The sequence below is a fragment of the Streptomyces sp. NBC_00012 genome, assembly GCF_045040875.1.
Lineage (GTDB): Bacteria > Actinomycetota > Actinomycetes > Streptomycetales > Streptomycetaceae > Streptomyces.
On record NZ_CP108309.1, the window covers coordinates 5,521,604 to 5,548,576 of the forward strand.

General features: G+C 69.8%; 28 protein-coding genes, 1 tRNA gene, 1 pseudogene and 1 riboswitch. Of the genes and pseudogenes, 16 read left to right on the top strand and 14 right to left on the bottom strand.

Annotated features, from left to right (window positions below):
* Positions 1–4 precede the first annotated feature (4 nt).
* Complete coding sequence (gene rdgB, locus OHA19_RS25405) at positions 5–607, top strand: RdgB/HAM1 family non-canonical purine NTP pyrophosphatase (RefSeq protein ID WP_405713063.1); 603 nt, start codon at positions 5–7, stop codon at positions 605–607.
* 44 nt (positions 608–651) lie between these two features.
* On the opposite strand, the gene OHA19_RS25410 is transcribed toward rdgB, so the two are convergent.
* From OHA19_RS25410 to bcp, 3 genes and pseudogenes are all read right to left on the bottom strand, one after another.
* Positions 652–737 (bottom strand) — tRNA-Leu (locus OHA19_RS25410).
* Between the two features lie 12 nt (positions 738–749).
* Positions 750–1,399: pseudogene (locus tag OHA19_RS25415) on the bottom strand (HNH endonuclease signature motif containing protein).
* A 161-nt stretch (positions 1,400–1,560) separates the two neighbouring features.
* A complete protein-coding gene (gene bcp / locus OHA19_RS25420; RefSeq protein ID WP_405713061.1) occupies positions 1,561–2,028 on the bottom strand; it encodes a thioredoxin-dependent thiol peroxidase in 468 nt (155 codons plus the stop codon).
* 140 nt (positions 2,029–2,168) lie between these two features.
* On the opposite strand from bcp, the gene OHA19_RS25425 reads away from it, so the two are divergent.
* The 3 genes from OHA19_RS25425 to OHA19_RS25435 all read left to right on the top strand — a co-directional run bounded on the left by OHA19_RS25425 (position 2,169) and on the right by OHA19_RS25435 (position 3,428).
* Positions 2,169–2,489: a DUF3618 domain-containing protein gene (locus OHA19_RS25425; RefSeq protein ID WP_405713059.1), complete on the top strand. Its 321-nt coding sequence runs from the start codon at positions 2,169–2,171 to the stop codon at positions 2,487–2,489.
* 60 nt (positions 2,490–2,549) lie between these two features.
* Positions 2,550–2,888 carry a co-chaperone GroES gene (locus tag OHA19_RS25430; RefSeq protein WP_030923137.1) on the top strand — a complete coding sequence of 113 codons (339 nt, stop codon included), beginning with the start codon at positions 2,550–2,552 and terminating at the stop codon, positions 2,886–2,888.
* Positions 2,889–3,002: 114 nt separating this feature from the next.
* A riboswitch (guanidine-III (ykkC-III) riboswitch) is annotated at positions 3,003–3,068 on the top strand.
* Positions 3,069–3,107: 39 nt separating this feature from the next.
* Positions 3,108–3,428 (top strand): DMT family transporter, encoded by a 321-nt coding sequence (locus tag OHA19_RS25435; protein ID WP_405713057.1) that lies wholly within the window; start codon positions 3,108–3,110, stop codon positions 3,426–3,428.
* Here the strand turns inward: OHA19_RS25435 and OHA19_RS25440 are convergent.
* Positions 3,422–5,884 (bottom strand): transglycosylase domain-containing protein, encoded by a 2,463-nt coding sequence (locus OHA19_RS25440; RefSeq protein WP_405751722.1) that lies wholly within the window; start codon positions 5,882–5,884, stop codon positions 3,422–3,424. The genes OHA19_RS25435 and OHA19_RS25440 overlap by 7 nt on opposite strands.
* 192 nt (positions 5,885–6,076) lie before the next feature.
* Between OHA19_RS25440 and OHA19_RS25445 the strand changes: the two genes are divergently transcribed.
* The 4 genes from OHA19_RS25445 to OHA19_RS25460 all read left to right on the top strand — a co-directional run bounded on the left by OHA19_RS25445 (position 6,077) and on the right by OHA19_RS25460 (position 9,590).
* Entirely contained in the window at positions 6,077–6,877 is an 801-nt protein-coding gene (locus OHA19_RS25445) for an ABC transporter permease (protein WP_405713053.1), read from the top strand.
* A 97-nt stretch (positions 6,878–6,974) separates the two neighbouring features.
* Positions 6,975–7,799: an ABC transporter permease gene (locus OHA19_RS25450; protein WP_405721507.1), complete on the top strand. Its 825-nt coding sequence runs from the start codon at positions 6,975–6,977 to the stop codon at positions 7,797–7,799.
* Between the two features lie 32 nt (positions 7,800–7,831).
* Entirely contained in the window at positions 7,832–8,818 is a 987-nt protein-coding gene (locus OHA19_RS25455) for an ATP-binding cassette domain-containing protein (RefSeq protein WP_405713051.1), read from the top strand.
* 61 nt (positions 8,819–8,879) lie between these two features.
* Positions 8,880–9,590: a DUF1707 domain-containing protein gene (locus tag OHA19_RS25460; protein WP_405713049.1), complete on the top strand. Its 711-nt coding sequence runs from the start codon at positions 8,880–8,882 to the stop codon at positions 9,588–9,590.
* Between the two features lie 52 nt (positions 9,591–9,642).
* On the opposite strand, the gene OHA19_RS25465 is transcribed toward OHA19_RS25460, so the two are convergent.
* Positions 9,643–10,902 carry an SGNH/GDSL hydrolase family protein gene (locus OHA19_RS25465; RefSeq protein WP_405713047.1) on the bottom strand — a complete coding sequence of 420 codons (1,260 nt, stop codon included), beginning with the start codon at positions 10,900–10,902 and terminating at the stop codon, positions 9,643–9,645.
* A 146-nt stretch (positions 10,903–11,048) separates the two neighbouring features.
* On the opposite strand from OHA19_RS25465, the gene OHA19_RS25470 reads away from it, so the two are divergent.
* Entirely contained in the window at positions 11,049–12,416 is a 1,368-nt protein-coding gene (locus OHA19_RS25470) for a DUF445 domain-containing protein (RefSeq protein WP_405713046.1), read from the top strand.
* A 72-nt stretch (positions 12,417–12,488) separates the two neighbouring features.
* Here the strand turns inward: OHA19_RS25470 and OHA19_RS25475 are convergent, their stop codons facing one another.
* A complete protein-coding gene (locus tag OHA19_RS25475; protein ID WP_405713044.1) occupies positions 12,489–12,791 on the bottom strand; it encodes a hypothetical protein in 303 nt (100 codons plus the stop codon).
* Between the two features lie 223 nt (positions 12,792–13,014).
* Here OHA19_RS25475 and OHA19_RS25480 point away from each other — a divergent pair, with 223 nt between their 5' ends.
* The 3 genes from OHA19_RS25480 to OHA19_RS25490 all read left to right on the top strand — a co-directional run bounded on the left by OHA19_RS25480 (position 13,015) and on the right by OHA19_RS25490 (position 15,840).
* On the top strand, positions 13,015–14,517 hold the full coding sequence (locus OHA19_RS25480) for an MFS transporter (RefSeq protein WP_405751725.1): 1,503 nt from the start codon (positions 13,015–13,017) through the stop codon (positions 14,515–14,517).
* Complete coding sequence (locus OHA19_RS25485; RefSeq protein ID WP_405751727.1) at positions 14,514–15,149, top strand: TetR family transcriptional regulator; 636 nt, start codon at positions 14,514–14,516, stop codon at positions 15,147–15,149. The genes OHA19_RS25480 and OHA19_RS25485 overlap by 4 nt, the downstream gene beginning before the upstream one ends.
* Positions 15,150–15,273: 124 nt before the next feature.
* Positions 15,274–15,840: a hypothetical protein gene (locus OHA19_RS25490; RefSeq protein WP_405713039.1), complete on the top strand. Its 567-nt coding sequence runs from the start codon at positions 15,274–15,276 to the stop codon at positions 15,838–15,840.
* Between the two features lie 15 nt (positions 15,841–15,855).
* Here OHA19_RS25490 and OHA19_RS25495 read toward each other — a convergent pair whose 3' ends face one another.
* From OHA19_RS25495 to OHA19_RS25530, 8 genes are all read right to left on the bottom strand, one after another.
* Positions 15,856–16,422 carry a MepB family protein gene (locus OHA19_RS25495; RefSeq protein WP_405751729.1) on the bottom strand — a complete coding sequence of 189 codons (567 nt, stop codon included), beginning with the start codon at positions 16,420–16,422 and terminating at the stop codon, positions 15,856–15,858.
* A gap of 113 nt (positions 16,423–16,535) precedes the next feature.
* Positions 16,536–17,090: an NADPH-dependent FMN reductase gene (locus tag OHA19_RS25500; protein WP_405713035.1), complete on the bottom strand. Its 555-nt coding sequence runs from the start codon at positions 17,088–17,090 to the stop codon at positions 16,536–16,538.
* A 273-nt stretch (positions 17,091–17,363) separates the two neighbouring features.
* The gene (locus OHA19_RS25505; RefSeq protein ID WP_405713033.1) at positions 17,364–17,711 is read right to left on the bottom strand and encodes a hypothetical protein; all 348 of its coding nucleotides are present in this window, start codon (positions 17,709–17,711) and stop codon (positions 17,364–17,366) included.
* A gap of 425 nt (positions 17,712–18,136) precedes the next feature.
* The gene (locus OHA19_RS25510) at positions 18,137–18,616 is read right to left on the bottom strand and encodes a GNAT family N-acetyltransferase (protein WP_405713031.1); all 480 of its coding nucleotides are present in this window, start codon (positions 18,614–18,616) and stop codon (positions 18,137–18,139) included.
* Between the two features lie 148 nt (positions 18,617–18,764).
* Complete coding sequence (locus tag OHA19_RS25515; RefSeq protein ID WP_405751732.1) at positions 18,765–19,658, bottom strand: hypothetical protein; 894 nt, start codon at positions 19,656–19,658, stop codon at positions 18,765–18,767.
* Between the two features lie 330 nt (positions 19,659–19,988).
* The gene (locus OHA19_RS25520; protein WP_405751734.1) at positions 19,989–20,771 is read right to left on the bottom strand and encodes a peptidoglycan DD-metalloendopeptidase family protein; all 783 of its coding nucleotides are present in this window, start codon (positions 20,769–20,771) and stop codon (positions 19,989–19,991) included.
* Positions 20,772–20,891: 120 nt separating this feature from the next.
* Positions 20,892–22,109 (bottom strand): MFS transporter, encoded by a 1,218-nt coding sequence (locus OHA19_RS25525; RefSeq protein ID WP_405713025.1) that lies wholly within the window; start codon positions 22,107–22,109, stop codon positions 20,892–20,894.
* Positions 22,110–22,418: 309 nt separating this feature from the next.
* The gene (locus tag OHA19_RS25530) at positions 22,419–22,730 is read right to left on the bottom strand and encodes an ArsR/SmtB family transcription factor (protein ID WP_405713023.1); all 312 of its coding nucleotides are present in this window, start codon (positions 22,728–22,730) and stop codon (positions 22,419–22,421) included.
* 243 nt (positions 22,731–22,973) lie between these two features.
* On the opposite strand from OHA19_RS25530, the gene OHA19_RS25535 reads away from it, so the two are divergent.
* The 4 genes from OHA19_RS25535 (at position 22,974) to OHA19_RS25550 (ending at position 26,917) form a co-directional block, all read left to right on the top strand.
* Positions 22,974–23,729: an LPXTG cell wall anchor domain-containing protein gene (locus OHA19_RS25535; RefSeq protein WP_405713021.1), complete on the top strand. Its 756-nt coding sequence runs from the start codon at positions 22,974–22,976 to the stop codon at positions 23,727–23,729.
* Positions 23,730–24,019: 290 nt separating this feature from the next.
* Positions 24,020–25,000 (top strand): hypothetical protein, encoded by a 981-nt coding sequence (locus OHA19_RS25540; RefSeq protein ID WP_405751736.1) that lies wholly within the window; start codon positions 24,020–24,022, stop codon positions 24,998–25,000.
* A 106-nt stretch (positions 25,001–25,106) separates the two neighbouring features.
* Positions 25,107–25,622, top strand: coding sequence for a hypothetical protein (locus OHA19_RS25545; protein ID WP_405751739.1), 516 nt, complete (start codon positions 25,107–25,109; stop codon positions 25,620–25,622).
* 389 nt (positions 25,623–26,011) lie between these two features.
* Positions 26,012–26,917, top strand: coding sequence for a JmjC domain-containing protein (locus OHA19_RS25550; protein WP_405751742.1), 906 nt, complete (start codon positions 26,012–26,014; stop codon positions 26,915–26,917).
* The last annotated feature ends 56 nt before the right edge of the window (positions 26,918–26,973 follow it).

The following is a 26,973-nucleotide window of genomic DNA, read 5'->3' on the forward strand; positions in this document are numbered from 1 at the left end:
TGACATGACCCGCCTCATCCTCGCCACCCGCAACGCCGGGAAGATCACCGAACTCCACGCGATCCTCGCCGACGCCGGCCTCACCCATGAGCTCGTCGGCGCGGACGCGTACCCCCACATCCCCGACGTCAAGGAGACCGGCGTCACCTTCGCCGAGAACGCCCTGCTCAAGGCCCACGCCCTGGCCAAGGCCACCGGCCACCCGGCCATCGCCGACGACTCCGGCCTCTGCGTGGACGTCCTCGGCGGCGCCCCCGGCATCTTCTCCGCCCGCTGGGCCGGCACCCACGGCGACGACAAGGCCAACCTGGACCTGCTCCTGGCCCAGCTCTCCGACATCGACGAGGCCCACCGCGGCGCCCACTTCGCCTGCGCGGCCGCCCTCGCCCTCCCCGACGGCACGGAACGCGTGGTCGAGGGCCGCCTGACGGGCACCCTGCGCCACACCCCGTCCGGCACCAACGGCTTCGGCTACGACCCGGTCCTCCAGCCCGAGGGCGAAACCCGCACCTGCGCGGAACTGACCCCGGCGGAGAAGAACGCGATCAGCCACCGGGGCAAGGCGTTCCGGGCGTTGGTGCCGGTGGTGCGGGAGTTGGTGGGGTGAGATACGCCGACGGGCCGCCCGGTCGCGGGCGGCCCGTCGAGATGTGCGGCCGGTGGGACTCGAACCCACACGGGATTTCTCCCACGGGCACCTAAAACCCGCGCGTGCTACCTAATTTCGCCACGGCCGCATGGCTGCCATGCTACCGGTCGGCGGCCATTTGCCTACCCCGGCCGCCTCGGCACCAGGTGTCTGTCGTTGCATGGCAATTGGGGCAGAGAAGCCGGAGGTTCTCGATACGGTTGTCCCGCCAGTTGCCGTCGACGTGGTCGACTTCCAGAGGGAGCGGGCATCCCCGCCAGATGCTTTCGGTATCGCACATGGCGCACCGTCCGGCACGCCCAAGGCCGTCATGGCCCACTTGATCCGGTCGCTCGGAATGCGTCGGGCGTGGGCCGGTGGTTGCTCGACGAGCAGGCCCTCCGGCGTCCGAGGGCGCCAAGGTCTGCCTCCCCGGCGCTCCACCTCGAAGTGCGACGTGTCGATGCCGTACGCCTTGATGCGGCGGCTGATGTGGGTGTGGTGGCCGCCAACCACGTCCAGCCCGAGGTGGCGCAGTACCTCGCACATGTTCGTCGACGCCGAGACCGCCGCCTGGAGGATGTCCCGGGTCCACTTGACCTCCCGCTCGAAGTGGGAAGTGTCCACCCCCAGCCTCTTCATCCGCTCGGACACGTACCGGCGTGTCGAACTCTTCGGATCCACCCCCAGCCGCACCAACGCCTCCGTCAGCGTCCGTGCCCCTCGGGCCGCATCCTCCAGATGCTCCCGGGTGTAAGCGCTCGCCCTCATCGGGTCCCCTCCGTACCCCACACGTTCGCAGCCTCGTACGGATCAACGAGTCGTTTATCGGAGGGTCACGTCCGATAAACGACAAGATGCGGAATGGCCTGCGCCGCTTCGGGCGGGGCTGAAGTGGTGCAGGCCATTCCGGGGGTCGGGCAGGGGTCGGCTCAGATGCCGAGGTCCCTGATGATCTTGGCGACGTGGCCGGTGGCCTTGACGTTGTAGAGGGCGCGTTCGACCTTGCCCTCCTCGTCGACGACGATCGTGGAGCGGATGACGCCCGTCACTGTTTTGCCGTAGAGCTTCTTCTCACCGAAGGCGCCGTACGCCTCAAGGGTCTCCTTGGACGGGTCGCCGACCAGGGTGACCTTGAGGTCCTCCTTCTCGCGGAACTTGGCGAGCTTCTCGGGCTTGTCGGGGGAGACGCCGATGACGTCGTACCCGGCGCCGGTGAGCAGCTCCAGGTTGTCGGTGAAGTCGCAGGCCTGCTTGGTGCAGCCGGGGGTGAGGGCGGCCGGGTAGAAGTAGACGATGACCTTGCGGCCCTTGTGGTCGGCGAGCGAGATCTCGTTGCCGTCGGCGTCGGGCAGGGTGAAGGCGGGGGCGGTGTCGCCGGGCTGGAGTCGCTCGCTCATGGTTCTCCTCGGGTGGCACGTGGGGTGTACGGGACCGAGCGTAATAGGGGTGCCGCCGGGTGCGCGGGCGGTCGAGCTGACAGACTGTCGATGAAGGTTTCGATGAAGGTTTACCGGACGACGACCACGGAGGCGGCGCAGTGTCGGATGCCAGGACCCCTGCGCAGATCGAGGCGGACATCATCAGCAGGCGTGAGCAGCTTGCGGTGGTGCTCGATGAGATCGGGGTGCGGGTGCACCCGGATACGATCATGGGTGACATGAAGGCGAAGGCCGCCGAGGCCGTGGACCGGACGGCGGGGCGGGCGTTCGTCGCGGTGAACCGGGCGGTGTCGGACGTGAGGGCGCAGTTCGTGTCCGAGGACGGGGCCCCGCGTCTGGAGCGGGTGATTCCGGCGGCGTTGCTCGCGGTGGGTGTCGTGGGTCTGGTCGTGGCGTCGAAGCGGCGTCGGAAGAGGTGACGCGCGGTCCGTGCACCCCGGAGGGGCGTGCGGGCGCGGCGGGCAGGTAGGTTGCGGGGCGTGAGCGAGAACACCGACGACAAGCTGCCCATTCGCATGCTGCACGACCGTGTGCTGGTCCGGTCCGATACGCCCGAGGGCGAGCGGCGTTCCGGTGGCGGGATTCTGATTCCGGCGACGGCTGCGGTCGGCCGTCGGCTTGCCTGGGCCGTGGTGGTCGCGGTGGGTCAGAACGTGCGGACGGTGGAGCCTGGTGACCGGGTGCTGTACGACCCCGAGGACCGTGCGGAGGTCGAGGTGCGCGGGGTGGCGTATGTGCTGATGCGTGAGCGGGATCTGCATGCGGTGGCGGCGGATCGGTTCGAGGGGTCGGTGGATTCGACGGGGCTGTATCTGTAGCTCCTGCCACTGCGCCTGCCCCGTGGCCCCTGCCCCTGCCCGATTCGTGGGCGGCGCTTGTCCGTGGCTGTGGGTGATTGGCCTGGTGACCGGTGTCACCAGGCCCTTTGCATGTTCTTTGCTATCGTGGTGTGACCCCGACGAGACGCGCCGTACCGGGCTTCGAAAAGACGACGCACCCGTGTTGTTCGCGTGTTCTGTCTCGTCGGAGGTGTCGTCATGGCGTGGGTTCTGCTTGTTGTCGCCGGTCTGCTGGAAGTGGCCTGGTCGATCGGGATGAAGTACACCGAGGGGTTCACGCGGCTGTGGCCGAGTGTGTTCACGGGCCTCGGGATCGTGGCGAGCATGGTGTTGCTGTCCCATGCGGCCAGGACGCTGCCGATCGGTACGGCGTACGGCGTGTGGGTCGGGATCGGTGCGGCCGGTGCGGCGGTGCTGGGCATGTTGGTGCTGAACGAGCCGGTGACCGCTGCCCGGATCTTCTTCGTCTGTCTGTTGCTGGTCGCTGTTGTGGGGCTGAAGGCGACTTCTGGTCACTGACGGGGGGTGGGTGTGCCCCGGGTGCCGGGGAGGAGTTCGCTGCCTCCTCGGCCGCTGTCGTTCCCGCTCCCGCTCCCGGCTCCTGTGCCGCCGTTGTTCTCGCCGCGTGGGCCGCCGTTGTCGCCGCCGCCGTTCTGCTGGCCGCCGTTGTCCGTGGTGCCGTTGGTCGGGGTGCCGGTGCCGGTGCCGCCGGTGGCGGGTTCGCTGGTTCCGGGGATCGTCGGGCTGCTGGGCGGGGTGGATCCGGGGGTTTCGGGCGCGGTGCTGGAGGTGTTCTCGGAGGGTGTTCCGGTGTCCTGGGGGTTGGTTTCCTCGTCGGTGGGCGGGGCGGGTTCCTCGGCGCCGCTTTCGAGTTCGAGGTCGAAGTCGGTGGCCGTGGTGCCACGCAGGGCGGCTTCGGTGTACTGGGCCCAGGTCTGGGCGGGTGCGCCGCCGCCGTTGATGCGGGCGAGTCCGAGTGCCCCATACAGGGGTTTCTGTACGCCGGTGTCGGGGTCCTGGCCCATGACGGCGATGACGGTGGTGAGGTCGGGGGTGTAGCCGGCGAACCAGGCGGCCTTGTCCTCCTCGGCGGTGCCGGTCTTGCCGGCGGCGGGGCGTCCGGCGGCCTGGGCGGCGGTGCCGGTGCCGCTCTCGACGACGCTCTGGAGGATCGAGGTCGTGGTGTCGGCGGCTTCGCGGCTGACCGCCTGTTCGGTGTGGCCGGTGTCGGGGAGTTCGAGGTCTTCGCCGTCCTTGCTGACCCGGTCGACGAGGACGTATGCGCCGTGCCGGCCGTGGTTGGCGAGGGTGGCGTATGCCTCGGTCATGTCGAGGACGCTGGCGGTGGCGACGCCGAGGGCGTTGGACGGGTAGGCGGTGAGGTCGGGGGTGTTCTCGGGGAGGCCGAGGTCGATGGCGGTCTGCTTGACCTTGCCGGGGCCGACGTCCTCGGCCATCTGGGCGTAGACGGCGTTGACGGACTTGTCGGTGGCGGTGGAGACGGTGATGGGTCCGTAGCTGATGTCGTCCTCGTTGGCGGGGGCGTAGCCGGTGGGTCCGTCGGGGCCTTGGACCATGCGTTTGTTGGTGCCGTCGTAGATGGTGTTGGGGGTGATGCGGCGGCCGTTCTGGGTGGTGGAGCGGTTGGCGACGGCGGAGGTGAAGACGAAGGGTTTGAAGGTGGAGCCGACCTGGTAGTCGCGGCGGGTCGCGTTGTTCACGTACTGCTTGGTGTAGTCGATGCCGCCGTACATGGCGATGACGCGGCCGGTGCGGGGGTCGATGGAGGCGCCGCCGACGCGGACGTTGCGGTCGGCTTCGCGGTCGGGGCTGGTGTGGGAGATGACGTTGTCGTCGACGGCTTTGACGAGGGCGTTCTGTTTTTTCTTTTCCAGGGTGGTGGTGATGCGGTAGCCGCCGGTGGCGAGGGTGTCCTCGTCGATGACTTTGTTGCCGGTGAGGTAGTCCTCGACGGCCTGGACGATGTAGCCGCGTTGTCCGGAGAGTCCGGTGGAGGGCTTGACCTTGCCGGGGACGGGGAATTTCATGGTGGCGCGTTCGGCCGGGCCGAGCCACTTCTCCTTGACCATGCCGTCGAGTACGTAGTTCCAGCGTCCGAGGGCGGCGGCCTTGTTCTGGGGGTGGACGACGATGTCGTAGGCGCTGGGGGCGTTGAGCAGGGAGGCGAGGTAGGCGCCTTCGGCGGTGGTGATCTCGCCGATGTCCTTGGAGTAGTAGGCCTGGGCGGCGGCCTGGATGCCGTAGGCGTTGCGGCCGAAGTAGCTGGTGTTGAGGTAGCCCTCGAAGATCTGGTTCTTGGATTCCTCGCGGTTGAGTTTGACCGCGATGAAGAATTCCTTGGCTTTGCGGACGAGGGTCTGTTCCTGGCCCAGGTAGTAGTTCTTGACGTATTGCTGGGTGATGGTCGAGCCGCCTTGTTTGCCTTTGCCGGTGAGGGTGTTGAAGGCGGCGCGGGCCATGGCTTTGAGGTCGACGGCCCGTTCGGAGTAGAAGTCGCGGTCCTCCGCGGCGAGGACGGCGCGCTGGACGGTGAGTGGGACCTGGGCGAGTTTGATGTTCTCCCGGTTGATCTCGCCGGAGCGGGCGATGACGCTGCCGTCCTTGTAGAGGTAGACGTTGGACTGGGCGGTGGCGGTGGCGTTGGCGGGCGGGATGTCGACGAGGTTGTATCCGGCGATGAAGCCGCCGATCAGGAGCAGGGCGACGACGAGGACGGTGCCGAGGACCATCCGCCAGGTGGGGACGGCGCGGCGCCATCCGGTGCGTTTGGGGCGTTTGGGTCGCTCGGGCTGTCCGGGCCTCTCGGGATCGCCGCCCGGTCCGCCGCCTGGTCCGCCGGATGCTCCGCCGCCCGGTCCGCCGGATGCTCCGGCGGTGCCGTGGGCGGCCGGGTCCCTGGGAGCCCAGCCGCGGGGTTCGCTCTCCCCGCTCGGCTGCTGTGGGTCGTCGCTCATGTCCGTGCAGACTCCTCGGCCGCGGTCAGTTCCCCCATAGTGCCCTTTTCTGTGGAATAAGCGCCGGATCTACCCTGAATCGACCCCGGATCGGCCCCCGAAAAGCGGTCGCGGCGGTCGTCCCCGCTGGACTAGGGTCTTGCGCTTTGGTGTCCAAAGCCGTTGGGCACCCGGCGATGGGGGGTGTGTGCGGTGCGGCTTTACGCGGTGGTGGCGGCGGGACAGTTCCGGCGCTTCGCCACCTACCGGACCGCCACGGCGGCCGGAGTCTTCACCAATACCGTGTTCGGGTTCATCCTCGCGTACACCTATGTGGCGTTGTGGGACGAGCGGCCGCAGCTCGGTGGTTACGACATGTCCCAGGCGCTCAGCTATGTCTGGCTGGGGCAGGCGCTGCTGATGACCTGTTCCATGATGGGCGGCGGTTTCGAGAACGAGCTGATCGAGCGGATCAGGACCGGCGACGTCGCGGTCGATCTCTACCGGCCCGTCGATCTCCAACTGTGGTGGCTGGCGGGCGATCTGGGCCGGGCCGCGTTCCATCTGCTGGGGCGGGGCATCGTGCCGATGCTGGCGGGAGCGCTCGCCTTCGATCTGGCGCTGCCTTCCTCGCCGGGGGTCTGGGTGGCCTTCCTGGTCTCGGTGGGGCTCGGCGTCGTGGTCAGTTTCGCGATCCGCTATCTGGTGGCGCTCTCCGCGTTCTGGCTGCTGGACGGGGCGGGGATGGCGCAGATGTCCTGGCTGGCCGGGATGTTCTTCTCCGGGATGCTGCTTCCGCTGACGCTGTTCCCCGGGGTGCTGGGGGACGTCGCGCGGGCGCTGCCGTGGTCGTCGCTGCTTCAGGTGCCGGCCGATGTGTTCCTGGGCAAGTACCCGGGCTGGGAGCTGGTGGGGGCGTACGCCTTCCAGGCCGGCTGGGCGTTGGCGCTGCTGCTGGTGGGGCGGATGGTGCAGTCGGTGGCGACGCGGAGGGTGGTGGTCCAGGGTGGCTGACACGACCGGTGCGGTGGAGGTGGCCGGGGCGGCGGACGGGCCTGGCGGCAGTCCTGCGGACGGGCCTGGCGGCCGTCCCGCGGACTGGCCCGATGCGGTGTTCGCCGAGCGGTCCCGGTTCGTCGAGGGGGTCAGGGCGTACGGGCTGATCGCGATGATGTGGCTGCGCTCGACGATGGCGTACCGCGCCTCGTTCGCCATGATGGCGTTCGGGAACTTCGCGGCGACCGCCTTCGACTTCGTCTCGATCCTGTTGATGTTCTCGCACGTGGACCGGCTGGGCGGCTACACGCTGCCCGAGATCGCCCTGCTGTACGGGGTGGCGGGCACCGCGTTCGGTCTCGCCGATCTGTTGCTGGGCTCGATGGACCGGCTGGGCGCGCGGGTGCGCGACGGCACGCTGGACACGTTGCTGGTGCGGCCCGTCCCGGTGCTCGCCCAGGTGGCGGCGGACCAGTTCGCGCTGCGCAGGCTGGGGCGGGTGATCCAGGGGTTGCTGGTGCTGGGGTACGCGCTGGTGGCGCTGGACATCGAGTGGACGCCGCTGAAGGTGGCCATGATGCCGATGATGCTGCTGAGCGGGGCGGCGGTCTTCGGGGCGCTGTTCGTGGCGGGGGCGGCGTTCCAGTTCGTCGCGCAGGACGCCTCGCAGGTGCAGAACGCCTTCACGTACGGCGGGAACACACTGCTCCAGTACCCGCCGTCGGTCTTCGCGAAGGACCTGGTGCGCGGGGTGACGTTCGTGGTGCCGCTGGCCTTCGTGAACTGGCTGCCCTCGCTGTATGTGCTGGGCCGGGACTACCCGCTGGATCTGCCGGTCTGGGTGGCGTTCCTGCCCCCGGTGGTGGCGGGTCTGTGCTGGCTGCCGGCCGGTCTGGGCTGGCGATCGGGGCTGCGCGCGTACCGCAGTACAGGAAGTTGAACCACGACTACGAACGGGACAGGGCATCGCACATGGACGCGGAAAACCCCTCCGGCTTCATCGAGCTCGACCAGGTGGAGAAGGTCTTCGACGTGCGTCGCAAGACCGGATTCATGCGCAGTGAACGCCGGCAGGTGCGGGCGGTCGATTCGATCAGTTTCCGCGTCGCGCGCGGCGAGATGGTCGGTTACATCGGTCCGAACGGTGCCGGGAAGTCGACCACGATCAAGATGCTGACCGGCATCCTCACCCCGAGCGGTGGCCGGCTGCGGGTGGCGGGCATCGACCCTTCGCGGGAGCGTACGAGGCTGGCGCACCGGATCGGTGTGGTGTTCGGCCAGCGCACCACGCTGTGGTGGGATCTGCCGCTGCGCGACTCGTACCGGCTGATGCACCGGATGTACCGGATCCCCGACGCGCGGTACCGGGAGAACCTGGACCGCTGCGTCGAACTCCTCGATCTGGGTGAGCTGTTGGACGTTCCGGTGCGGCAGCTGTCGTTGGGGCAGCGGATGCGCGGTGACATCGCGGCGGCGCTGCTGCACGATCCGGAGGTGTTGTATCTGGACGAGCCGACGATCGGTCTGGACGTGGTCTCCAAGTCCAAGGTCCGTGGCTTCCTGCGGGATCTGAACGCCGAACGCGGCACGACGGTGCTGCTCACGACCCATGATCTGACGGACATCGAGCAGCTCTGCAAGCGCGTGATGGTGATCGACCACGGCCGTCTGATGTACGACGGGGCTCTCGCAGGTCTGCACGAGGTGGGCGAGAGCGAGCGGACGCTGGTGGTCGATCTTGAGCGTCAACTGCCGCCGATCCGGCTGGAGTCGGCGCCATCGGTCCGTACGGTGAAGGTGGAGGGGCCGCGGCAGTGGCTGGCCTTCCCGGCCTCGGAGTCGGCCGCTCCGCTGGTCGCCCGGATCGCTGCGGACTATCCGTTGGTCGATCTCTCGGTGCGGGAGCCGGACATCGAGGCGGTGATCGCGAAGATGTATGAGTCGGCCACCGGCATGTAGGGCTGGGACGAGCGCGCGGACGTTCAATAGGCTGGGCGGTATGACAAGTGAGCTTCCGGAAATGCGTGCTTCCGATACCGAGCGTGAGCGTGTCGCCGAGACCCTGCGCGAGGCGGTTGCCGAGGGCCGGCTGGAGATGGCGGAGTTCGAGCAGCGGCTCGAAGCGGCTTACAAGGCCCGTACGCATGGGGAGTTGGAGCCGCTGGTGCGGGATCTTCCGGTGCCGGGTGCGGCGGTGGCTCCGGTGGGGGCGGCGCCGGCGCGGACGGGTTCGCAGAAGCGGTGGGCGGACCGGATCGGGAAGCCCGCCACGTCGAGCGGCGCGTTCGCGATCTGGGGTGGTTTCGGCCGGCGGGGGAACTGGACGGTGGGCCGGAAGTTCACCGCGTTCGCGATGTGGGGCGGTGGTGAGATCGATCTGCGCGAGGCGAACTTCGAGGATCGTGAGGTGGTCATCCGCTGTTTCGCGGTCATGGGCGGTATGCAGGTGACGGTTCCGCCGGAGCTGAACGTGGAGGTCCGGGGCGTCGGCATCATGGGCGGTTTCGGGGAGCGTTCGAGGGACGACGGGGTTCCGTCGCCGGACTCCCCGCGGGTGCGGATCACCGGGCTCGCGCTGTTGGGCGGCGTCGGTGTGGAGCGTAAGCGGAGCAAGGCGGAGAAGCAGCGGCTGAGGGACGCGGAGCTGGAGCGGTTGCGGGACCGGCAGCGGGAGCTGGACGGGGAGCGCGGGAGCGGGCGGGGGCGGCTGGAGAAGGGTCCGTCGGACTGAGCCGGACTGAGAGGGGCCGCGCCCCGGGGCGCACTGTTGGTCTTGGCGCCCGTCAGAGCTGGTCGGACGCGGGCTGCTCGTGCGCCAGCGTCGTCAGGTCCACCATCGAGCCCAGCTGCCGGTAGCCCGCGTCGTTCAGGTGGAGGTGGTCGCCGCTGTCGTAGGCCGGCCGGAGCCGCGTCGGGCGGTAGGGGTCACGGGCCGCCGCGTCGAAGTCGATGACGGAGTCGAAGATCCCGCCCGCCCGGATCAGCGCGTTGACCCGTTCCCGTACGTCGTTGCTCCTGGGCGTCCAGGTGGCGTACCCCTCGTACGGCATCAGCGTCGCCCCGACGACCTGGAGCCCGCGGGCGTGGGCGCGCAGGGTCATGGCGCGCAGGCCGTCCGCGATGCGCTGCGGGTCGGTCTCCTGCGGGGACTGCTGCACGTCGTTGATGCCGAGCGCGATGACGACGCCCTTCACTCCGGCGACGTCCAGCACGTCGCGGTCGAAGCGGGCGCTCGCCCGTACGCCGTGTCCGTCCCGTCCGTCGCGCAGGATGCGGTTGCCCGCGATGCCCGCGTTGGCCACCCCGTACCGGCCGTCCAGCCGGTCGGCGAGCACGTCGGGCCAGCGGTTGTTCGTGTCGAGGGAGGAGCCGGTGCCCGCGGTGAGCGAGTCGCCGATCACGGCGATCGTCCCGGCGGCGGTCCGGGTGTGCACATCGACCGCGGTGAGGTAGCGCCAGCCGTCGGTCCGCCGGGTGCCCCACGCGGTGTCCACGTACGACGTCTGGTGGCCGCGCTCGTGGACGGTGACGGGCCCCCGGGCGGTGGGGGTGCGCAGGGTGACCACGAGGTCGGAGTCGGCGGGGACCGGGACGGTGACGGGGTCGCTGACGATCTGCCCGCCGGCCGCCACGGTCACGGTGCGGGCGCCGCCGAAGGTCACCCGGCGGGTGTTCACGGTGACGCGGTCCATGACCAGCGGGCCGGTGCCGAAGGCGTTGGAGAGGGTGATGCGGGCCGCGTCGCCGCCGATGCTGGTGTGCACGACGTTGCGGATGGTGCGGCGGTTGAGGGCGCTGCTGTTGTAGGAGTCGGCGATCCCGGTGACGGGGGCCGCGGTCCAGGTCGCGGCCCAGAGGCCGGTGGAGTTCGCGGGGGCGGCGGGCGTACGGGCCACGGACCGCGGGTCGGGTACGGCCAGCTGCTCCGGCCGGGTGCCGGAGCCGGAGAACAGCAGGGAACCGGCGAACGCCACGGCGGCGGCGAGCGCGGCGGTGCCCGCCACGAGGGCGATGTGCAGGGCGTACCCGTGGCGCCTGGGCATGGGCGGTGTGTCTCCTCATGATCAATCGGACTGATCCCATGATGGGTCAGGGCCTCGGGAACTCGACGTGCGGCCCGGGAGTAGGTCAGGTAGGGACAATGCGTACGGGACACCGGGGGCGAGGCGTACGCGGACGGGTGGAGCGGATGGAACGGATCGATAGGACCGGAGCCGGAGCCGGGGGAGAGGCTGCGCGGCAGCAGGAGCGTGACGGGGCACGGGCGCCGGGCACGCGGCCCGCCCCCCTCGCCTCGTTCGCGTACACGGCGGCCGACGAGGAGAAACGGCGCGGTGTGCGCCGGATGAAGACCACGGCCACGGGCCTCCTTCTGCTGGTCGCGCTGGTGTACGTGCTCGCCACCTGGGCGAAGAGCGCGGGTGTGGGCGGCTGGCCGGGCTTCGTCGCCGCGGCCGCCGAGGCGGGGATGGTCGGTGCGCTGGCCGACTGGTTCGCCGTCACGGCGCTGTTCAAGCGTCCGCTCGGCCTGCCGATCCCGCACACCGCCATTATCCCCACCAAGAAGGACCAGCTGGGGGCATCGCTGGGTTCCTTCGTCGGCGAGAATTTTCTCTCCGGTGATGTCGTGCGGGGCCGTATCCACGCGCTCGGTGTCGGCCGCCGTGTCGGTGCGTGGCTGGCCGAGCCGGAGCACGCGGACCGGGTCACCGCCGAGTTGTCGACCGCGTTGCGCGGGGCGCTGAAGGTGTTGCGGGATTCGGATGTGCAGGCCGTGGTGGGTGAGGCGATCACCCGGCGGGCCGACGCGGCGGAGATCGGTCCCGGGCTCGGCAAGATGCTGGACAAGATCGTTGCCGACGGCGGTCATCGCAGGGTGGTGGACCTGATCTGCGTACGCGCCCACGACTGGCTGGTGCTGCACGGCGATTCGGTGATGGACGCGGTGCAGGGCGGGGCCCCGGGCTGGACACCGAGGTTCGTCGACAAGCGGGTCGGGGAGCGGGTCTACAAGGAACTGCTGCGGTTCGTCACGGAGATGCGGGACATGCCGGGCCATCCGGCGCGCGCCTCGATCGACACGTTCCTGACGGACTTCGCGGCGGACCTCCAGACGGACTCGGACACCCGGGCCCGGGTGGAGCGGCTGAAGTCGGAGATCCTGGGACGCGGTGAGGTCCAGGACGTCATCGCCTCGGCCTGGTCGTCCGTGCGCACGATGATCATCGCGGCGGCGGAGGACGAGCAGAGCGAGCTGCGGTTGCGGGCGCGGGCCTCACTGATGGCGCTGGGGGCGCGGCTGGCGACGGACGACCGGCTGCAGGCGAAGCTGGACGGCTGGCTGGAGGACGCGGCGGTCTATGTCGTCACGACCTACCGCACGGAGATCACCTCGCTGATCAGTGACACGGTCGCGAGCTGGGACGCGGACCAGACGTCGAAGAAGATCGAGGCGCACATCGGCCGCGACCTCCAGTTCATCCGGATCAACGGCACGGTGGTGGGTGCGCTGGCGGGGCTGCTGATCTACACCGTGTCGTGGGCGCTGGGGGCGTAGCGCGGCGCGGCACGGGAGGGGGCGGGGGCTTTTCGGAGCCCCCGCCCCCTCCCGTGCTGCCGTACGTGCGGCTCAGGCCGCCCGGCGGGTGACCGCCCACGACGCGGCGGCCATGGTGCCGGCCACGGCGAAGACGGCGGGCCAGGCGCCGACCTTCTTGGCCAGCGGGTGCGAACCGGCGAACGCGGCGACGTACGCCGTGGTCAGCCCGACGGCCGCGCGCGGCCCGGCCTGCCGGTTCCACTCGTACGCGGCGACGGTGCCCGCGGCGGCGAGGGCGACCCCGCCCAGCGGCCGCTTCCTGGTCCATCGCGCGACGGCGTACCCGCCGACCAGCCCGCTCGCCGCCACCGCCGCTGCCGGAACCTTCGCCATCGCAGCCACCTTCGCCTTCTCATCCGTGTTGTCCGGGCCCTGAGCCCGGGGCTTCGAGGCTAACGCGGCTCGGGGGATTCCGGTCGCCGAGGGGGTGTACAAGCGTTTACCTTGGGTGGTGAACGCTTGTGCACCCCTGCGTCGCTTCGTCCCTGCACATCGGCGTCGATTTCGCCGCCGCACCCCGCACCACGCCCTGCCGCCGAGCACCGTACGGAGAGCCATGCCCGCGGACATACCCGCCCCGACCACCGCCACCGATGAGGCGCCGCACCCCCGCTTCGCCGTCGGCGTGCTGGCGTTCTGCGGTGTCGTGGTCGCGGTGATGCAGACGATCGTCGTCCCGCTGCTCCCGCACATCCCGGCCCTCACCGGCGCGACCCCGGCCGCCGCGAGCTGGCTGGTCACCGTCACCCTGCTCACCGGCGCGGTCTTCACGCCCGTCCTGGGCCGGGCCGGTGACATGTACGGCAAGCGGCGGGTGCTCGTCGCCTCGCTTCTGGTGCTGGTGGTGGGTTCGGTCCTGTGCGCGGTCAGCTCCCACATCGGGGTACTGATCGCCGGCCGCGCCCTGCAGGGTGCGGCGCTCGCCGTCCTGCCGCTGGGCATCAGCATCCTGCGCGACGAACTCCCGCCCGAGCGGGTGCTGTCCGCCGTGGCGCTGATGAGCTCGACGCTCGGCATCGGCGCGGCGATCGGGCTGCCCGTCGCCGCCCTCGTCGTCGAGAACTTCGACTGGCACACGATGTTCTGGGTCTCGGGTGCGATCGGCGTCATCGACATCGCGCTGGTGCTGTGGTGCGTACCGGAATCGCCGGTGCGCACCCGCGGCCGCTTCGACGCACTCGGCGCGCTGGGGCTGTCCGGGGCCCTGGTCTGTCTGCTGCTCGCGGTCACCCAGGGCGCCGACTGGGGCTGGACCTCGACCCGGACGGTCGGCCTGCTGGTGGCGGCCGTCGTCGTGGCGCTGATCTGGGGCGCGTACGAGCTCCGAGTGGCATCGCCCATGGTCGACCTGCGGGTCTCGGCGCGCCCGGCGGTCCTGCTCACCAACATCGCCGCCATGCTGATCGGCTTCGCCTTCTACGCGAACTCCCTGGTCACCGCGCAGATGGTGCAGGAGCCCAAGGAGACGGGGTACGGGCTGGGTGCCTCGCTCGTCGTCAGCGGCCTCTGCCTGCTGCCGGGCGGCGTGATGATGGTGGCGCTCTCGCCGGTCTCGGCGCGGATCTCCGCGAAGTACGGCCCGAAGGTCAGCCTGGCGCTGGCGGCCGGGGTGATCGCCACCGGTTACGTGGTGCGCTACTTCACCAGCCACAACCTCTGGCTGATCATCGCCGGTGCGACGGTCGTCGCCTCGGGCACGGCCATCGCGTACTCGGCACTTCCCGCGCTGGTCATGCGCGGCGTCCCGGTGAGCGAGACCGGCGCGGCCAACGGCCTCAACACACTGATGCGGTCGATCGGGCAGGCGTTCTGCAGTGCGACGGTGGCGGCGGTCCTCGCCAACATCACGTTCCGGGTGGGTGGCCGAGCGGCCCCGACGCTCCACGCGTACCAGCTGGTCTTCCTGGTCGCGGCGGGCGCGGCGCTGGCAGCGCTGCTGGTCACCCTGTGCCTGCCCGGCGCCCGGACCCCCGCGACGGGTACGGTCGAAGAGCACCGCGACGTTCGCGCCGACCGGAAGGACGGTGCGCGGACGACGCCGATCCAGGAGGGCGCATGACCAGCGGCCAGGCCACCGCACCGGCTCCGGCTCCGCATCCGGCTTCTTCTCCGGCTCCGCATCCGGTTCCGGCTCCGGCCCGGTCCGCCGCCGACCCGGGCAGCGGCCGGGACGCGATCCTGCGCGCCGCCCGCCGGGCGTTCACTCAGCGTCCGTACGCCGAGGTCACCATCAGGGGCATCGCGGCCGATGCCGGAGTGAGCCCGTCCCTGGTGGTCAAGCACTTCGGCCGCAAGGAAGAACTCTTCAACACCGTCGCCGACTTCGGCCCCGCCGCCGCCGAACTCTTCGACGCGCCGCTCGCGGTCCTGGGCCGCCACATGGTCGTGACACTGGTGAACCGGCGCCGCGAACTGCAGTCCGACCCACTGCTGCGCGTCGTCTTCTCGCTCGGCAACCGCGACGAACGCTCCTTGCTGCGCGACCGCTTCCACCAACAGGTCACCGACGCCCTGACCACCCGCCTCCCCGGCCGCGAACGCGCCCTGCGCGCCGAACTGATCGCCGGCCACCTCCTCGGCCTCGGCGCCACCCTCAGCCTCCACCGCGAGGGTGCCGGCGCCGATGCCACCGCCGAACACATCGCGGACCTGTACGCCCCCGCACTGCAGTCCCTGATCGACCGCCCCTGACCAGCAGTCCTGATCGGCAGTCCTGATCGGCACGATGCACCGCATGCGGGCCGCCGGGGCCTGGGCCGGGCCGGGCAGCCGGGCGGAGATGTAAGGTCTGGGCCAACCGGACGAGGGGGGCCTCATGTCTATCCGTACCGATGCGCGCGGCGCAGCAACGGCCATGGTCGCGGCCGTGGTTCTCGGAGCGTTCCTGGTGGGCTGCTCCGGCTCGGAGACCTCGCAGGGCCCGGGCGGTGACGTTCCCTACGTGGCGCCGTCCGCGAACGCCGCAGCCGCGTCCAAGGCCGCCGACGAAGCCGCCGCGGCGCAGGACGCCGAGGACGAGGCCGACGCGGTGGCGGAGGCGTCCGAGGCGGCCGAGGCGGCGCGCAACAGGCCGGAGGCCGTACGTGACGCCTTCGCGGGGCTCCAGGCCACGCTGTACGACGACTGCACCCCGGGATCGTCGAACTGCGCCTACTTCCTGGGCCGGGTCCACGACGAACTGGCCCGCCTGGACAAGGCCATGAAGGCGGACGCCCAGGGCCCCGGCCACTTCAAGGAGCCGATCTCCCGGATCGCCGCCCTGCGCAGGACGCTGAACGGCGACACCTCCACGGACAACCTGGAGAAGCACCGCTCCGAACTGATCGGCACCCGCGACCGGATCAACACCTGGATGCAGGGCCACCCGGAGGACTACCGCTGACCGGCCGCCACACGGTCACGGCCGGTAGAGCGCCCGGCACCGCCCCGGGTCGGCGGCCCCGCCGTCCGGGACCGGCAGGAAGTACTCCACCTGCCACTCCTGCGTACGGCCGGCCTGACGGCTGGTCGTCGTCACCCACGGCGGATAGACGCGGAACGCGCGCTTCCCGCCGGCCCCGTCCGTGGACACGATGTCCCGCTCGCGGAGCACGGCCCGGGGAAACACGAACTGTCCGAAGCCGTCGGCGTCGCGGGTGCTGATGACGAAGAGGTCGACGGGGTCCCCGGAGTCGTAGGGCCGGATCGGCCCACCACCGGCGGACCGCTTCCACACCGTCACGAACTGGCCGGCCTTGGTCGGGGTGGTCCGGGCCACCCGGAACCTGACGGCGGAGCCGTCCACGGTGAACTCGTGCGCCGCGTACTCGGCGCTCTCCGCCTCGGGCACCGGCCGCGTGCACACGAGCCCGCTCGGATCGTAGACGAGCGCCTTCGCCGCGAGGAGGTCGGCGTGGAGGGCTACGCCGTCCGGCCAGGGCTCGGAGGGCCGGGGATCGGGCGGAGGCGCGGAATATGTTGCCATTTCACCCATTCTGTCAGCAGCTGCCCCGCCGTCGCGCACTGCGCGGGTGCGCGGCACCGGCGGGGGAGCGAGTGGCGGTCGCCTCGCCCCGAACGGGCCGGCGCCGTGACCGCCTACTCCCGCCCGACCTCCGCGGCCCGCGCCGTCAGCAGCCCGAGCACCTGCCCCAGCTGTTCGCGTGCGCCCGGGTCGGTGATGATCCCGTCCGGACCGACCGCGTTGCGGTCCACGGGGATCCGTACGCAGGCCGGCTCCACGATGTCCGCACCGGTGTAGCCCAGCACCGTACGCAGCGTGGCCTCCGCGCCCTGGCCGCGCCCCGGTGCCGCGGCGTTGATCCAGGCGGTCGGCTTGTCGCAGATCTCGGTGCCGCCGACCGTCCAGTCCAGCAGGTTCTTGAAAGCGCCCGGCAGACTTCCCGCGTACTCCGGCGTACAGACCAGAACGGCGTCCGCCCCATCGATCGCCGCACGCAGCTCCGCCACCGGACCCGGCAGCGGATCCACATCGTCGTCGGGGTTGAAGTGCGGGAGCGTCGCGAGGCCGTCGTGGAGAACGGTCCGTACCCCCACGGGCGCCACGGCCTGCGCGGTCCGAAGCATGGTCTCGTTGGACGAACCCCTGCGCAGGCTTCCGGACAGCAGGAGGATGACAGGTGGAGTCGGCATACCCGCTCAACCAACTTGAGCCCGACCCCATTCCCGCTTCCGGATGTCCGCACGTGCCCCGTGAGCGACCCCGTACACGACACCACCCCGGCACGGGCGCGGGGCGGCTCGTGCCGGGGTGGTGTCGTGTGGTGCGGCTAGGGTCTTTCGTTTGGATCAGGCCGGATCAGGGAGCGGGGTCTGGTGCGTGCGATCGCAAGGCGGAGGAGTGTGCGTGCCAGACCCCGCGACCCCGGCATGATCCAAACGAGAGGCCCTAGCGATGCGGTGGGATCAGCTGAAGACGACCGAGCGGAGCTTCAGCCGGCTGCTGGCGTGGCCGCCGTTGGGCCGGAGGGTGAAGTAGTCGCCCTCGCAGTCGGGACCGGTGAAGACCGTCGCGCTGGAGTCGGTGAAGTTCCACGGAGTGTGGGCGGGGTACGACGAGTTGGGGTCGGCGACCTCGGGCAGCGTGATGCACATCCGGCTCGGCGGGTCGAGGAGGAAGCCGACCTGCGGCGAGCCGTCGAGACCGGAGTACGTGTACGAGAAGTCTCCGGTGGCAGCGCCGGCCGAGGTCGGCACGGCGACGATGAGCGCGAGCGCGCCGAATGCGGCAGCAACGGTGGAGCGAAGACGCATGGGGGAACTCCTTGTACGGGGGTCGGAAACGGCCCAAGTCTGTGTTGCCGACCTGCGATTACGGTCGACCAAGGGGTTCCGTCACCCGGACGTGAGCTGCCGAATCGGTTCTGCCGACGGCCATGCGGGTCATGAGCCGGTCCCGCCGTGTTGACCGCCGGGGCCGGCCGCCGCAGGTGTTGCCGACCCCTGGCTGACCTTCGGGGTCGACACACTGCGGCCGGGCGGGGCGACCGCGTACCAGGCATGGCGGCCTCACATCGGGTGACGGGGCTCGGCCCACCACCCCCCTCGGCCCACCACCCCCTGATCGTTTCCGGCCACAGCACCACGCGTCGCGGCGCTCCCCATAGCGCGTCGCGGCGCTGTCCACCTCACGCCACAGCAGTACGCGTCGCGGCGCAGTGCGAGGTGGGCGCTGCGCGTTACACGTCGCCGAGCTCCAGCTCACCGACGACCTCGTCCTCGCTCTTCTCCCCGGTCAGCCGGAACCCGAGCTTGTAGTAGAACTTCTCGGGTCCATGCTCACCGGGAACCCAGGTCACGGTCGCACGTGTCTGCCCCCGCCGCCGGATCTCCTCGCACACCGCTTCCACGGCGAAACGGCCGTACCCCATGCCCTGTTGATCCGCGGCGATGTTCAGCCGCCAGAGTCCGGAGCGCAGCCTGTTGTCGTTCGGATCGTCCGGGTAGAACCGGACGTCGAAGAAGGCCATGACGAAACCGACGAGCTGCTCGCCGTCGAAGATCAACCGGGGCCAGGCGGTGTCGGGGGAGGCATAGGCCTGAGCCAGCGACCAGGCGACCGGCTCCACGAGTCCGTCCTGATCGGGCCGTACTTTCAGTCGGCAGGCGGCCTCGACGTTGTCCGACGTGACCTTTTCGAGTCGCAGTGATGAAGACATGCGGGCAGCCTATGGACCGATGTCCTGCCGCATCGAACGGATAATCGCCCTCGCCGTCCCCGCCGCCACGTGTATCACAACGCGGGGATGCCCGGTTCCGCCGCGATGGCGGTACCGGGCATCCCAGCGAACTGCCGCTGGAACAGGGTCAGTTCGCGGGGGCCTGGTAGAGGCCCCGGCCGGCGCGGTGGGCCCGGGAGGTGGCAACGAGCCGGTCCAGGGTGCTGCGAACGGTGTTGATGCCGTTGGGGGTGAGCTCGCGCCCCAGGGCCTTCGTCACGTCACGGGCGCGGACGGGGGTGTCGCCGGACTCGGCGAGCACCTTCATGGTCAGCTCGGTGAGGCTGCCGCTGTCGTCGACGGACGGTGCGTCGGTCGCGGCCTTCTTCGGCGCGCGGGCCTTCGCGGGCTTGGCGTCCTTGGTCGCCTTGGCGCCCTTGGCCGGTGCGGTGGTCTCGGTGTCCTTGGCCGCCCTGGTCGACTTGGCCGTCCTCGTCGCCTTGGCCGCCTTGGCGGGGGCGGCGGGGGCGACGGACTCGGTGTCCTCGGCGGGCTTGGCGGCGGCCTTCTTGGCCTGGCCGCGCTGAGCGCGCGGCTTGGCGGCGGCCTGCTTGCGGCCCTTGGGCGCGGCGGGCGCCTTGCGGGCGGTGCGGCGCGCGGGGGCGGCCACCTCCTCTTCCTGCGGCGCTTCCGGCTGCACGGCGGAGTCCACGGATTCCACGGGCTCCACAGAGTCCACGGAGTCCTGCGCCTGCTGCGGAATGCGGGCGGCGGGAATGCTCGCGGTTCCGGCGTCGGTGGCCGCTGCGGTCTCGGCGTCCTGGGACGCGTCGGCACTCACGGCGGGCGCGGGGGCGGTGGCGGGGGTGGCCGACAGAGCGCGCAGTGCGGTCAGCGCGGTACGCACCGACTCCAGGCGTTCGGTGACGGTCGCGAGTTCCTTCTCCAGACTCTGCTGCTGCTGCTCCAGGCGCGGAAGTTCCGCCTCCAGCAGGGTAGTTGTGGCATCGATGGTGACCAGTGTGCTGGTCTCGGAGGTCATGGTGTCGCCCTTCTGTCCCGGCCGACCGTTGGTGACCGATGTATCGCAGGGTAAGGGGTGTTGTGTTGTGGCCGGAAATCGCCTCTTGGTGCGAACTGTTCAAGGGGCACCACCGCACTGGCCGTCAGTCTCCCGAAAGCCCTGGCGATGCGCCCAGGAGATGGCGAGGGAGGCACTCGTTTGGCGGCACCCACCGCAAGGGCCGGAACGGCCTCGTCCCCCGACCGTCAGTGGGAGTCGGGGGACGAGACACGGGATGCGAGGTACGGAATACGGCGTGCGGGATACGGGGGCGCGAGGGCCACCGAGGGCCTCCGGGAGGCGGCGACGTCAGCCGTTCCGGCTCACCGGCGCGGAGCCGGTGGGGTAACTGGTGCCGGCCTCGACGGTGTTGGGGATCTCGCGGCTGAGCTGGCTGTCACAGTTGACGACGTTCCAGTGCAGATGCGGCCCGGTCACGTTGCCGGTGGCACCCGAGGTGCCGATCTGCTGCCCCTGGGCCACCGAGTCGCCGACGTTGATGATCGTCGAACTCAGGTGGGCGTACTGGGTGCACCGGTTGTTGCCGTGGTTGACCAGCGCCATGATGCCGCCCGCGCCGTTCCAGCCCTCGAAGTAGATGGTGCCGCCCGCCGACGCGACGATCGGGGTCCCGGTGGGTGTGGCGAAGTCGACCGCGTGCCGGTTGTAGTTGTCGTTGTGCGAGTAGCCCTCGCCCGGGGTCTGGGTCACGGTGTACGCGCTGCCGGCCCGGAACGGCAGTTTGAACGGGGCGCCGTCGGAGCAGGCGTGCACCACCGGTGCGTTCGACCCGGTCTCCAGGAAGCCGTCGCTGACCCAGCCGCCGTTCGGGAGCTTGTTCCAGACGTTGGTGGCGCCGCCGATGCCGTCCACGGTGTCGCCGCGGCCGTAGCAACTGATGGTCACGCTGCTGCCGTTGGCGAGGCTGCCGATCACCTGGGCGCCCAGACTGGGCGCGGACCGTATCTGGAGCGGAAGTCCGCTGGGAACGCTCACCGTCACCACGGCGTCGGCGTGTGCCGACGCCGCGGGGACCATGACCGCGAGTCCTGCGAAGAGGAGGGCCAGACCGGCCCGGATGCTTCGGCGCATCGTTGCCTCCATGGGTGGGGGGAGAGGACGGAACGGGAGCTTGTCATGCTCGCGGCATGTCCGGCAATCCTGTGGCGTCATCCCCGCCGAACCCGTGATGCCTTACGCCGGTCGATCCGTTCAGGCCCGGCCTTCCCCGGCGCTCGCGGGCTCCGGCCGTCCGGCCTTCGCGGCCGACTGCTCCCCGCCGCGTTCCAGCCTCAGCCGCAAGGCCATGACGAGCAGCGCGGCGATCGCGAATCCGGCCCCTGCCCAGGGAAGCTGCCGCGCGCCGTGCTCGGCCAGCACTCGGCCGCCGACCGCGGTCCCGACGGTGATGCCGAGGTTGGAGAACGAGATGAAGAGGCTGTTTCCGAACTCGGGCGCGTCGCTCGCGTCCCGCCCGAGCCAGCTCTGGCTCACGATGAGCCCGCCCGAATGCACGGCACCCCAGACCAGGACCGCCGCAACCATCGGGGCGAACATCGGCCCGGCGGCGTACAGGAGGACGTAGACCAGCAGGCACAGCACCGGGTAGGCGACGACGGTGCCGACGAGGCTGCGACGCAGCAGGCTGCCGAAGGCGAAGTTCCCGAGGATCATCACGATGCCGAACGCCATCAGCATGGCGCTGACCCACGTACCGTCCATGTGCGTGACCCGGCCCAGGTACTCGGCGAAGTAGCCGTACACCGAGAACATCGCCGCGAAGACGAGAACGACCGACGTGATGGTCAGCCACATCCGGGGCTGCTTGAGGACGCTCAGCTGTGCGCCGTAGGAGACGCGCTGGCCTCGACCGACCGGCATCGACGGAACGAACCGCAGGATGCCCAGGAAAGCGATCAGGTTGACGAGCGCCCCGAACCAGAAGGCCGACGCCAGGGACAGGTGCTCGGCGAGGTACGACGTCAACGGCACACCGAACGCGAAGCCGACGGTGACACCGGCGAACACGGTCGTCGTGGCCCGGGTCGCGTCCTTCGCCGGTACCAGCCGTGCGGCGGTGGCGAGCGCGACCGCGAAGAACACGGGATGGAACAGGGCGGGGACGATACGGAAGGCGAGCATCACCTCGTACTGCGTGGTGAGCGCGTAGACGGCGTTGGAGACGGCGAACACCGCGATCGCGGCGGCGAGCACCTTCTTGCGGTCGATGCCGGAGGCGAGCAGCGTGGTGAACGGCCCGGACACCGCGATGACCAGGGCGAACACCCCGACAAGCCAGCCGGCGGTGGACGGTGTGACGCCGAGCTCGTCCGACACCTGGGGGAGCACACCGACCATGCCCATCTCGGTGGTGATGATCCCGAACACGCCGAGGGCGAGTACGAGGACGGTGAGGGAGGTCTTTCTCATGGGGCTCATCGGAACGTTCAGAACCTTTCATTAAATCTAGAAAAGTAGATGCATTGCATCGGGGGTAGGGATTGCCCGGCTCGCTCGGCGTCATGTACCGATGGACGCATGGCGCAGCACGGATGCCACGGCCGGGAACAAGGCGCGGGGGACCGGGTGCGGGAGATTGGGCCCGGGTGTCGACGCGAACACAACCCGACTCCGCCTGCCCGGAATGCCGGCCCGGCCGGTCACGACGAGAGACCCGGGAGCGGGAAGCCCCGGGGCATTCCGGCGCGCTCTTTCGCCGCAAGCGCCGGAGCGGGCGGCCTACAACTCGTCGCGCACGTACGCGGCGAACTCGGCGATCACCGGCTCGTTGCGCCGGTAGTACGTCCACTTGCCGATGCGCTCCGAGACGAGCAGGCCCGCGTCCCTCAGGGTCTGGAGGTACCCGGAGACCACCGACTGCGCCAGTCCGGCCCGCTTCTGGATGTCACCGACACACACCCCGATGTGGAAGCCGAGCTCCTGCTGCCGGTAGGAGTCCTCGTCGAAGTACTTCTCCGGCTCCCTCAGCCACTGCATGAACTGCAGGCGCGCGGGATTGGCGAGCGCCTTGTGTACGGCCAGGGGGTCCATCGCTCACCTCTCCTTGGGCCTCTCCACGGGCCTCTCCACGATACGCATCTATCTTTCGCGATATGTAGCCCCAAGTCAAATCGCGCAATCGGCGGCGGCTCGTCCTCAATCGTTATGCGAGGCCAGTGGGACGAATGATGCGTTAGGTGGCATAGGTGTATCGATGTTCCTTGACGGACTCATGTGGTCGCAGGAGGCTGAAGCGCCCCCCACGGAAGCCCTTCTCTCACTGTTGGATTGCCCATGCGCTCACTTGCTTCCGCAGGCACGCTCGCAGCTGCCGTCACCGCGGCGATGCTGCTCGCCCCTGCCGCCCATGCCACCGCCCCCGGGGACAACGGCACCGTGAAGATTCACGATGCCAAGACCGGTGAAGAACTCCGTAAGAACGAGCCGCACGTGTGCACGTTCTACCTGGACGCCTTCGGGTTCGACGGCGCCCAGAAGGTCGACTGGCGTATCGAGGCCTGGGCCCCGACCGCCCACGTCAAGGGTGAAACCGTGAAGACCGGTTCGCTGACGCTCGATGCCGAGGGGCACGGCCGCACGCCGGACCAGGCCCTGCCCGACGGTCACTACAAGCTGTTCTGGAACTTCGACGGCGAACACGGCCGGGCCAAGCACAAGGTCTTCTGGACCGACTGCGGCGACGAGAAGCCCGGTGGCGAGAAGCCGGGCGGCGAGAAGCCGGGTGGCGAGACGCCCGGTGGTGGCAAGCCGACGCCCTCCGCCTCCGAGTCGACCCCCTCCACCCCGACCGGCCCGGCACAGCCGCCCACGGAGCCCACGTCCTCCGCCCCCGCGGGCACCGTCTCCACCCCGAAGGCTTCGGCTTCCTCGCCCGCCGCGTCGTCGTCGCCGTCCGCGCACAGCGAAGGCGACCTCGCCGAGACCGGCACGGGCGCACCTGTCGGCCTGCTGTCCGCAGCCGCCGCCGCGCTCGTCGCGGCCGGCGCCTACCTGGCGCTCCGCCGCCGCAAGGCGCAGCAGCAGCACTGACGCACCCGGCTGACCCGGCTGACCCGCCACCCTGCTGCCCCCGCACTCCACGACGGAGTGCGGGGGCAGCGGCATGCGCACGTCCGGCCGTCCGGCGCCCCATCACTCAGGAGTGGCGAGAGGACGGCGCGAAGTCCCGTTCGCGTGGCGGCAGATGAAGAGTGTGCGATACGGTGACGACGTCATCACGCTCCGTGTGTTCACGCGCACACAGAGCGGCCCCCGGCGGTGCGACAACACCAACCCGAGGGCCTACACAACCAGTGGAAATGGTTAGGACCCCACCGGAAATGCTGCGTCATGCTATCGCGCCGTCCGCGCGCTATACGAAGGCATCGAACGATGTCGTACGCCACCCGCGTCTGAACAGCGACGCGAAGATCCTGATCCTGTACGTCCAGGGCCTCCCCGACAGCGCCACCTTCAAGCCCTTGAGCGAACTGGCCCGGAAGCTGGGCATCAAGGGCCGCGCGTACCAGAAGGCGAAGAAGCAACTGGTGGAGGCCGGTTACGTGCACGAGTGGCGCAGCCAGGGCGACGGCGGCCGCTGGATCACTGAACAACTGGTCGCGAACACCGCCCTGACGGAGCCGCAGGCATCCCGCTTACGGAGAACCCCGTCGGCCACCCCGCTCACTGCTCCGCTCGTCGCCGCGTCGCCGAGTACGCACTTTCCGACGGTCGGCGTACCGACTGCCCGGGCGGCCGGTGGCTATGAACCGGTAGAAGACCACGGTGATAAGACCACTCCCCACCCACCCTCCGAACCGGAGCGCCCGACCTCGACGGCAGACCCCACCCAGCTGGCCCGCGCCGAACGCGTCCTGCTCTCCCTGCGCCACTCCCGCCGCGAACTGCACCTGGGCGTACGCGAGGCCGCGAAGCTGGCCGTCGAGGCGGTCAAGTGGCTGGAGCGCGGCCTGAGCGAATCCGACCTGCGCCACGCCCTGCTCGCCGAACGCCCGGCGGAAGGCGTGCGGTCGGCAGTCGGCTTCCTCCGCCACCGCCTCATCCAGAAACTCCCCGAGGCCCGGACGATTCCCCAGTCCTTCGACCCCGTACGCCCCCGCGACCTGATCGAATGCCAGGGCCCGGGCGAGAAGCACACCTTCCGCCCCCTGCTGGACGAGACGGAATGCACCCCGTGCCGCCTGGTCGCACCGAACACCATGTACGCCGCACCCCCTTCGCCGGAGCCCGACCACATCCCGTGGCGCGAACGCTTCGCGCGGATCAACACAACACCCGCGGCAGCACCCGGCCGGACCTGACGGCCGGGGCACGTTTCACCGGGCGGGGCAGGGCGACCACACGGACCCCCCCAGGCACCTCGGCTGCGGGTCATCGTCGCGGCCGGGCTCGCCCTATGCTGAGCGCATGTCCGACAACGGCGCACCACCGAGCGGCTCGGGCACCGAAGCGCCCGGCGCCGACGCGGAGCTACCCGCGGTCCTGCACATCGCAGGGCTCGCGCTGAGCCGAGTGGAGAGCCCGCCGTCGCTGGCCTGCTGGACCGGCTACTTCCCGGATCCGGCAGGAGCGGACCCAGTCGCGACAAGCCTGCTGGTCGAGCCGGCCGCCCCGCCGGACGAGGCCACCCTCCGACTCGCTCACGATGTCGTGAGCCGTTTCGACGTCTTCGTCGGCCAGGCCCTGGAGTACTGCCGCACCCGACTCCGGGAACGACACTTCGAACTCACAGCGGAGGAACTGAGCTGGCTGGACCTCCCGGAGCCGCCACTGGGAGCTCCCGAAGCAACGGTGTGGGCCGACCGGACCTGGGCGATCCGCTTCACCGAGAGCCGACTCCGGCTGGCCGACCCCCACGGAATCCTCGTGACCTTCGACGGAACACAGCCCGCCGACATCCAGGGCCTCGACGACGAGCAGTGAACCGCCCGCCGGGTGACGGGCGGTCAACTCACCCTCGCAAAACCCCTGCGAACGACGTGCGGATACGCCGAAAGCCCTTGTGCCCACTGAGCCCCGGCGTGAGTCGCGAGGTGCGGAGAGAGGCAGCAAACCGATCCCGGGCGCTTTGAACTGCGGAGGTGCGGGGCCTCGTCATGTGCTGAGCTGCTGGTGCCGTATGGCGGCAAGGAACCCCTTGGCACATACCCGAACAACGGCAGCAGAGCGAGCAACACGACACCCAGTGAGTTGGGTGCACTACACCAAGTCGAAGAGCCTGTTCTCGCTTTCCGCCGTGTGCTGCCCAAACCGCTTCCACCCGGAGGTTCCCTGTCCCCACCCACCTTCGTAGCGCGAAAGGAGACTCCGCCATGTCGCTACGCCTCTTGCTGCCTGAGAACGGTGTCGTCGACCTCTTGACGACTTGGCCCGATGAACCCCGTGTGTACGAGCGCGGATCGACAGCATTGGATGCCACGGTCACCGCAGACTTCCTTGACGAGTACGTGGAAACCGGCTGTGTGCCTGCGAACGAGATCGCAGTCGTCAAGGCACCCAACCCTTCCCTGAACCGCGATGCATTCATGCGCAACGGGCGTACTGATGCCGCCAAGCTGCGGCAGCTCCACGACCAGGGCTTCACCATCCGCTTGGGGAACCTTCAGCGCGTCGTGCCGTTCCTGGCACGCGTATCCCGTTGCATCCAGGAGGAGACGGCTGGCTACTCGAACTACGTCCATGCCTTTCTCACCCCTCCTGGCAACCAGGGATTACGCCACCACTGGGACCAACAGATGGCAGTAATCGTGCAGGTGGCCGGGGTGAAGCGGTGGCAGTTGTGGCGACCTCCGGTGGTCGCGCCCATGCGGGAGTACAACGAGAGCTGGCGGGTGTGGCGTGACGATTACATCCCGAGATGGGAGGCAGCCGGACCTGACCTTGAGTTCGATCTGAAGGCCGGCCAGTCCCTCGTCCTGCCGCGGGGCTGGGTCCACAACCCAAGCGTGGCCGAGTTCGACAAGCGCAGCCTTCACCTGACCTTTGCGATCAGGGAGCGCACCCGGTTGTGGTTGGCCGAGCAGTTGCTCGCCGGCGCCATCGAGCGGGAGGAGTTCCGGCGCGTCGTCCTGCCCGGCGAGATGCGCGGAATGGCGCTGAGTCGCCAACTTGCCGTAGCTCGTTCAGCGTTGCTTGAGTACGTGGCAGAGCTCGATCTGTCCGAGGTCGCATCGGCGGCCGGACACGCAGCCATGACGGAGCTCGAGTACACGACATGAGTGAATAGGCTTCGGGCGGGCGCGGGGAGCAGGCGCTTTGGCTTTCTCAAACCCGG